This is a genomic window from Streptomyces sp. NPDC002734 (genome assembly GCF_040295685.1).
GTDB lineage: Bacteria > Actinomycetota > Actinomycetes > Streptomycetales > Streptomycetaceae > Streptomyces.
Genome location: NZ_JBEOVU010000065.1, coordinates 1 through 6,246 on the forward strand (window position 1 = coordinate 1; position 6,246 = coordinate 6,246).

The window sequence follows — 6,246 nt, forward strand, 5'->3', positions numbered from 1 at the left end:
GGCGCCGCCGCCCCCCCCCCCCCCCCGCGTGCCCGGGCCCCCGCCCGCCCCCGGCCGCGCGGCCGGGAGCGGACGGGCCCGGGCGGCCGGGGACGGTCAAGCGTCCTCCTGCGGGCGGGCCTTCCCCGCCTCTACGGCCGCGGACCGCCGCCGGACGCCCTCCACGTGGGCGGTGAACTCCCGGCTCGCGTCCGGGGTGAGGACCCGCAGCGCGATCAGCGCGCTGAGCGCCACGTCGCACAGCTCGGCCCGGACGTCCTCCCAGTCGTGGGTGACGCCCTTGCGCGGGTTGTGGCCCATCGCGCCGATCACCGCCTGGGCCGTCTCGCCGACCTCCTCGGACAGCTTCAGCACGGCCAGCAGCACCTCCTGCTCGCGGGGCCGCGTGTTGTTCCGGTCGATCCAGGTCCACAGGTCCTCGACCGACTCCCACATCCGCTGCTCGTCCACGGGGTCAGCGCTCCAGCACGACGCGGCCGCCGATCTCCACCCAGCCGCCCGGCTGCGGCGCCGTCAGGATCTGCGAACCGGAGCCCTGGGAGATGTTCAGGGCGCGGCCGAGCTGCTGGGTGAGGAGCAGCGCGGCCGCGCCGGTCGCCTCGTCCTCGTCGATGCCGTCGTCCCGGCCGGGGAAGGCGCGGGCCCGGACGCGGCCCGCCGCCTCGTCCTCCCAGGCCCAGGCGTAGATCCACTCGCCCTTCTCCGGCACGTCGAGGCAGTCCACCTCGACGGCGGAGGCGTACTGGCGCAGGACGCGCGGCGGCGCCCACTCGGCGCGGGCCTCGATCCAGGTGAACTCACCGTCCAGCCGGACCCCCACCTCGCCGGCGGCGGTGATCAGCTCGGGCAGGTCCAGCAGCCAGGCGGTGCCCACGCAGGGGTGGCCGGCGAACGGCAGCCGCAGTGTGGGGGTGTAGATGTCGATCACACCGCGCTCCGGGTCGTCGACGAACACCGTCTCGCTGAAGCCGAGTTCGGCGGCCATCGCCTGGCGTTCGGTCTCGCCGGGGATCTTCGAGCCGTCGCGGACCACGGCGAGTTCGTTGCCGTAGCCGCGCCCGGCGTCGCAGAAGACCCGGAGCACGTCGTAAGGAGTCACGTCGCGCATTCAAGCATCCCCCCGGTACCGCCCGCGCGCCCCGCCCGTCACGGGTAGGGTGCGGCTGCGTAAGCCGGAAGGAGAAGGCGAGTTGAAGAGCACGAGGGGGCGTCGCGTCCTGCCGGCCGTCCTGGCCGCGCTGTCCCTGGCCCTGAGCGGGTGCGTCGTGGTGCACGGGGAGCGGGAGGTCCTGCCGGCCGCCACCCCGAAGGAGGCCGCCGGCGCGCTGCGGACGTTCACCGACGCCTACAACGCGGCCGACGAGGCGTACGACCGGAGCCTCGACGAGGACCGGGTCACCGGCGCGTTCGGCGCCATAGACGGCGCGCGGCTGAAGGCGCGCCACGCCAACCACCCCGACGGCAACGCGGCCCACGAGCCGTTGAAGCTGAGCGACGCGCGCTACACCATCCCCGCCAAGGCGGGCTGGCCGCGCTGGTTCCTCGCGGACGCCCGGGGCAACAAGGGCGGCGACGCCCGCTGGATGCTGGTGTTCGTCAAGGAGCACGCGAAGGAGCCCTGGCAGGCCGCCTACCTGACGCTCCTCGACCCCGACGACGTGCCGGACTTCCGCAAGGACGAGGACGGCCACGCGGTGCCCGCGACGGCGGGCGACCAGCTGGCCCTCCCCCCGTCGAAGCTGAGCGAGGCGTACGCCGACTACCTCGGCGAGGGCGGCGACGCCTTCGCCCAGGGGCCGCACACCAGCGTGGTGCGCGAGCAGCGGGAGCGCAACGAGAAGCGGCCCGGGCTGGTGCGGCAGTTCAAGGACGAGGCGCTCACCAAGGGCGACTACGCGCCGCTGGGGCTGCGGACCGCCGACGGCGGGGCACTGGTCTTCTTCGCGACCCGGCACTTCGAGCGGCTGACGGCCGCACCGGGCACGGAGATACCGGTGCAGAACGAGGACGTGCGGGCGCTGATCACCGGCGAGGTCGGCCAGACGCTCACCATGGAGTACGTCTCGCAGCAGGCGGTGCGGGTGCCGCGCAAGGGGCAGGCCGTCTTCCTGAGCCGGGTGCCGGGGCTCACCGCGGCGCGCGGGGAGTAGCCGCCGCCGCGCGCGGGGGCGGCGGGCCGCCCCCGCCGGCCGGCAGGTCAGCGCTGGAGGGGCCAGACCGCGCCGGCCGGCTCCTCGCCGGCGTGCTTCTCGATGGCGTCGGTCAGGGCCTCGAGCAGCAGCAGCGGCTCCGGCAGGGCGTGCTCGGGACCGCGCACCCATCGCACGGCCCGGCCGTCGTCGCCCGGCAGCCGGGCGGGCGGCACCAGGACGTACGAGCCGCGGCAGTGCCAGCGCAGACCGGGATGGTCCTCGTCGGTCTCGGGGTGCGAGTCGAGCTCGCAGGGCCACCACTCGTCCTCGTCCTCGGGCGTGCCGCGGGTCTGCGTGAAGAAGAGCATCCGCCCGTCGTCGCTCTCCGCGACCGGGCCGACGTCGATTCCCTCGGCGAGCAGCCGCTCCAGCGCGGCGCGGCCCGCGTCCAGCGGGACGTCCAGCACGTCGTTGAGCATGCCGGTGGCGGTGATGAAGTTGGCCTCCGGGTCGGCGCTCAGCCAGCGCCCGACCTGCGCGGGATCAGTGGTGGACTGCGTCTGCCAGGCGAAGGACAGCGGGTGCCGGGCGGGCGTGGGACAGCCGACCCGTTCGCACGAACACCGGTAGCCGACCGGATGCGCGGCCGGCGCGAGCGGCAGCCCCGCGGCCGCGGCGGCGAGGAGCAGGGCCTCACGGTCCTCGGCCCCGGTGGCCTCCTGCGGACGCCGTCCGCGCAGCCACTGGGAGATCCTGCTCTGCCGGCCGGGACGGCCGCCGAACGTCGCGCTCATCTATCCCCTCACCTCGCCGATGGTGCGGACAACATGCCCCATGGTCGCACCGTCACGTCCGTCCGGGGCGAGCCGGCGGAAACGCACCGGGCGCTCCGATCGGAGGTCATTGCCTGATTTCATGGTAATTGCCGGGCTCGGCGGGCGGCCAGGAGTCCCCCCAGTCGGCGTCCCGGGCCGCCCGGTAGAGGTCGCCGTGGCGCTTGGTCACCGTGTGGCGGCGCAGCTGCTCCTCGGCCTCGCACAGGTCGAGCAGCACCTGCCCCTTGCGGATCTGCGGGCGCCGCACCACCCGGGAGGGGGCGGGGGAGACCTCGGCCGCGGGCAGCCGGGTGGCGGCGACGTAGCTGAACTTCTCGTCCTCGTACGGCAGCGAGCCGGCCTTCACCTGACGGTGCAGGGAGGAGCGGCTGACCCGGACCGAGAAGTGGCACCAGTCCTCGCCGGGCACGATCGGGCAGGCCGCGCTGTGCGGGCAGGGCGCGGCCACGCGGAAGCCGGCCGCGATCAGGCGGTCCCGGGCGGCGATCACCCGGGCGTAGCCGTCGGGGGTGCCGGGCTCGACGACCACGACGGACGGTGCGGCGGCCGCCGCGGCGTCGACGACATGGGCGCGGTCCTGCTCGGTGAGCTCACCGAGGACGTAGGACACCGTGACGAGATCGGTGCTCTCGATCCGGAGCGCCGCTCCGATGCGCGAGCGCTGCCAGCGCGCCTCGGCCAGGGCCGGGTTCGCGGCGGCCAGCTCGCGGCCGAGCGCGAGGGCGGGCTCCGCCCAGTCCAGCACCGTCACGGGCCGCTCCCCGTCCCAGGCGGCGGTGACCGCCCAGGTGGCCGCGCCGGTGCCGCCGCCCACGTCCACGTGCGAGGCGGGCGTCCACCCCGGGACCGCCGAGGCGAACGCCTCCAGCGCCGAACGCACCGCCTCGAAGGTGGCCGGCATCCGGTAGGCCGCGTACGCCGCCACGTCCGCGCGGTCGCGCAGGATGGGGGCGTCGGTGGGGGTCCGGCCGCGGTAGTTGGCGATCAGCCGCTCCACGGCCTGGGCGGCCTGCCGGGGCGGGAGTCCGTCGAGCAGCGCCGCGAGCGCGGTCCGGAGGGTCTCGGCGGGGGACGACACGATGTTCACCCCCCGATTGTCGCAGCCGCCGGGCACCGCCTCGCCCGCCACCGTCCGGCCCCGCGGCCGCCCCCGCGCGGCCCCCGCGCCGCCGGGACGCCCGCCCCGGTGCCCGGTCCGTGAGACGTCGGGGCCGGGCGGGCCGGAGTGCGCGGCGGCCGATCTATGCTCTGCGCAGGGCTGATGTCACGAGGTGAGGAGCGGCCGGGATGGCTGAGACGGTGCGATGGGGAATTCTGGCCACGGGCGGGATCGCCGCGGCCTTCGCGGGTGACCTCGTCGACATTCCGGACGCCGAGCTGGTGGCCGTCGGCTCGCGGTCGCAGGAGTCGGCCGACGCGTTTGCCGAGCGGTTCGGCATCCCCAGGGCCTACGGGGACTGGGCGTCGCTGGCCGCCGACGAGGACGTCGACGTGGTCTACGTCGCCACCCCGCACACCGCCCACCGGGCCGCCGCCGGGATGTGCCTGGAGGCCGGGCGCGGCGTGCTGTGCGAGAAGCCGTTCACGCTGAACCTGCGCGAGGCCGAGGAACTGGTCGCGCTGGCGCGGGACCGCGGGCGCTTCCTGATGGAGGGGATGTGGACCGCCTGCAACCCGCTGGTGCGCCGGATGCGGCAGCTGGTGGAGGAGGGCGAGATCGGCGAGGTGCGGACGGTGCAGGCCGACTTCGGCCTGGCCGGCCCGTTCCCGGTCGCGCACCGGCTGCGTGACCCGCAGCAGGGCGGCGGGGCGCTGCTCGACCTCGGTGTCTACCCGATCGCCTTCGCGCAGATGCTGCTGGGGGAGCCGGACCGCGTCACCGCGCAGTCGGTGCTCTCGCCGGAGGGCGTCGACCTCCAGACCGGAGCGGTGCTCGGCTGGGAGAGCGGTGCTCTCGGTCTGGTGCACTGCTCCATCGTCGGCGCGACGGGCATCACCGCCTCCGTCACCGGCACCCGCGGCCGGATCGACGTGCCCGACGGCTTCTTCCAGGCGGATCGTTTCGTCCTGCACCGCGAGGGCCGCGAGCCGCAGGAGTTCTCGCTCACCGAGGGCGACGGCCTGCGCAGCAGCTTCCGCCACGAGGCGCTCGAGGTGATGCGCGCGATCCGGGCCGGCGAGACCGAGTCCCCGCTGGTCCCGCTGGAGTCGACCCTCGCCGTCATGCGCACCCTCGACGCGATCCGCGACCAGGTCGGAGTCCGCTACCCGGGCGAGTGACGCCGCCCAACCATCGTCGTCCGTGTTGATAACAGTCCCGTGGCTCCGGGAGGCAGTCATCCTGCCTCGCGGTCCATGGGGACGCGGCACTTTCCGCAATGACTACTTCGACGGCCGCGAGGGTGACAGACGCCGCTCCCGGCATCACGGAGTGCGGCGCCGGTGCCTTCAACGGCGACCGTGAGTGGGTGAAGGGCATGGGGAAATGGCTTGCGGTGCGAGCGGCGCCGCTGCGCGCAAGCTCAACGAACTGGTCGGATTTTACGGCAAGTGACTGAAAGTTCTGCGCTTGCCCTGCCAATCCTGACAGCATGTTAGGTACACGTGATTCGAGGTCTGCCCTGTGAGGTGGCACTCCGTCAACACCCGGCAGTCGCCGGGTGTTTTTCGTTACCCGACTCGTTGAAGGAGGCCACTCGTGGCCCGCACTCGTAACTCTCTGCTCGCCGTGGCGCTCCTGGCCCTGCTGGGGCTCACCTCCACCGCGTGCAACGGCGACTCCGACAGTGCCGACGCGGACTCCAAGCCGAAGGCGACCGTCAGCGCTCCGCAGGAGGAGGAGACTGGCACCGAGGAGTCGGTCGAGGATGACGAGACCATCATCGTGGCGCTGGACAAGCCGGCCGAGTGGCGCAACGGCGTCTCCGCCAAGCTGTCCAAGTTCACTCGTGGCAAGTCCGGCCAGTGGGCGTCCCCGAGTAACACGCAGTACCTGAAGTTCAATGTGACCGTGACGAACGACAGCAAGAAGCCGCTGGACCTCGGCATGATGGTGCTGGTATGCCCGGCCGGCGGCGATGAGATTTTCGACGGCGAGAACGGCCTCGACGGCGCTCCGTCCAGCCACGTCCTGCCCGGCGAGAAGGGTACGTGGACGGCCGCCTGTGCCTTCGGCCCGAAGGATAACAAGTCATCTCATTTGGCTGGCCGCAGCCCCAATCTGGTGGCTCTGGAGTGAGCATGGACGCATGATCACGTCATGACGTCTCCTGCTTCCT

At 73.5% G+C, this 6,246-nt stretch carries 7 protein-coding genes; 3 read left to right on the forward strand and 4 right to left on the reverse strand.

Features of this window, described 5'->3' with window-relative positions:
• Positions 1-96: 96 nt before the first annotated feature.
• Both ABT026_RS31915 and ABT026_RS31920 read right to left on the reverse strand, forming a co-directional pair.
• On the reverse strand, positions 97-450 hold the full coding sequence (locus ABT026_RS31915; protein WP_502968095.1) for a MazG-like family protein: 354 nt from the start codon (positions 448-450) through the stop codon (positions 97-99).
• Positions 451-454: 4 nt separating this feature from the next.
• Positions 455-1,099: a PhzF family phenazine biosynthesis protein gene (locus ABT026_RS31920; protein WP_351118701.1), complete on the reverse strand. Its 645-nt coding sequence runs from the start codon at positions 1,097-1,099 to the stop codon at positions 455-457.
• 91 nt (positions 1,100-1,190) lie between these two features.
• Here ABT026_RS31920 and ABT026_RS31925 point away from each other — a divergent pair, with 91 nt between their 5' ends.
• The gene (locus tag ABT026_RS31925; protein WP_351118693.1) at positions 1,191-2,150 is read left to right on the forward strand and encodes an SCO2278 family lipoprotein; all 960 of its coding nucleotides are present in this window, start codon (positions 1,191-1,193) and stop codon (positions 2,148-2,150) included.
• Positions 2,151-2,197: 47 nt separating this feature from the next.
• Here ABT026_RS31925 and ABT026_RS31930 read toward each other — a convergent pair whose 3' ends face one another.
• Together ABT026_RS31930 and ABT026_RS31935 are read right to left on the reverse strand one after the other, a co-directional pair.
• On the reverse strand, positions 2,198-2,926 hold the full coding sequence (locus ABT026_RS31930; RefSeq protein ID WP_351118695.1) for a bifunctional DNA primase/polymerase: 729 nt from the start codon (positions 2,924-2,926) through the stop codon (positions 2,198-2,200).
• 106 nt (positions 2,927-3,032) lie between these two features.
• Positions 3,033-4,055 carry a small ribosomal subunit Rsm22 family protein gene (locus tag ABT026_RS31935; RefSeq protein ID WP_351118696.1) on the reverse strand — a complete coding sequence of 341 codons (1,023 nt, stop codon included), beginning with the start codon at positions 4,053-4,055 and terminating at the stop codon, positions 3,033-3,035.
• 200 nt (positions 4,056-4,255) lie between these two features.
• On the opposite strand from ABT026_RS31935, the gene ABT026_RS31940 reads away from it, so the two are divergent.
• A complete protein-coding gene (locus tag ABT026_RS31940; protein ID WP_351118697.1) occupies positions 4,256-5,248 on the forward strand; it encodes a Gfo/Idh/MocA family protein in 993 nt (330 codons plus the stop codon).
• Between the two features lie 418 nt (positions 5,249-5,666).
• Positions 5,667-6,206, forward strand: coding sequence for a hypothetical protein (locus ABT026_RS31945; RefSeq protein WP_351118698.1), 540 nt, complete (start codon positions 5,667-5,669; stop codon positions 6,204-6,206).
• Positions 6,207-6,246 lie beyond the last annotated feature (40 nt).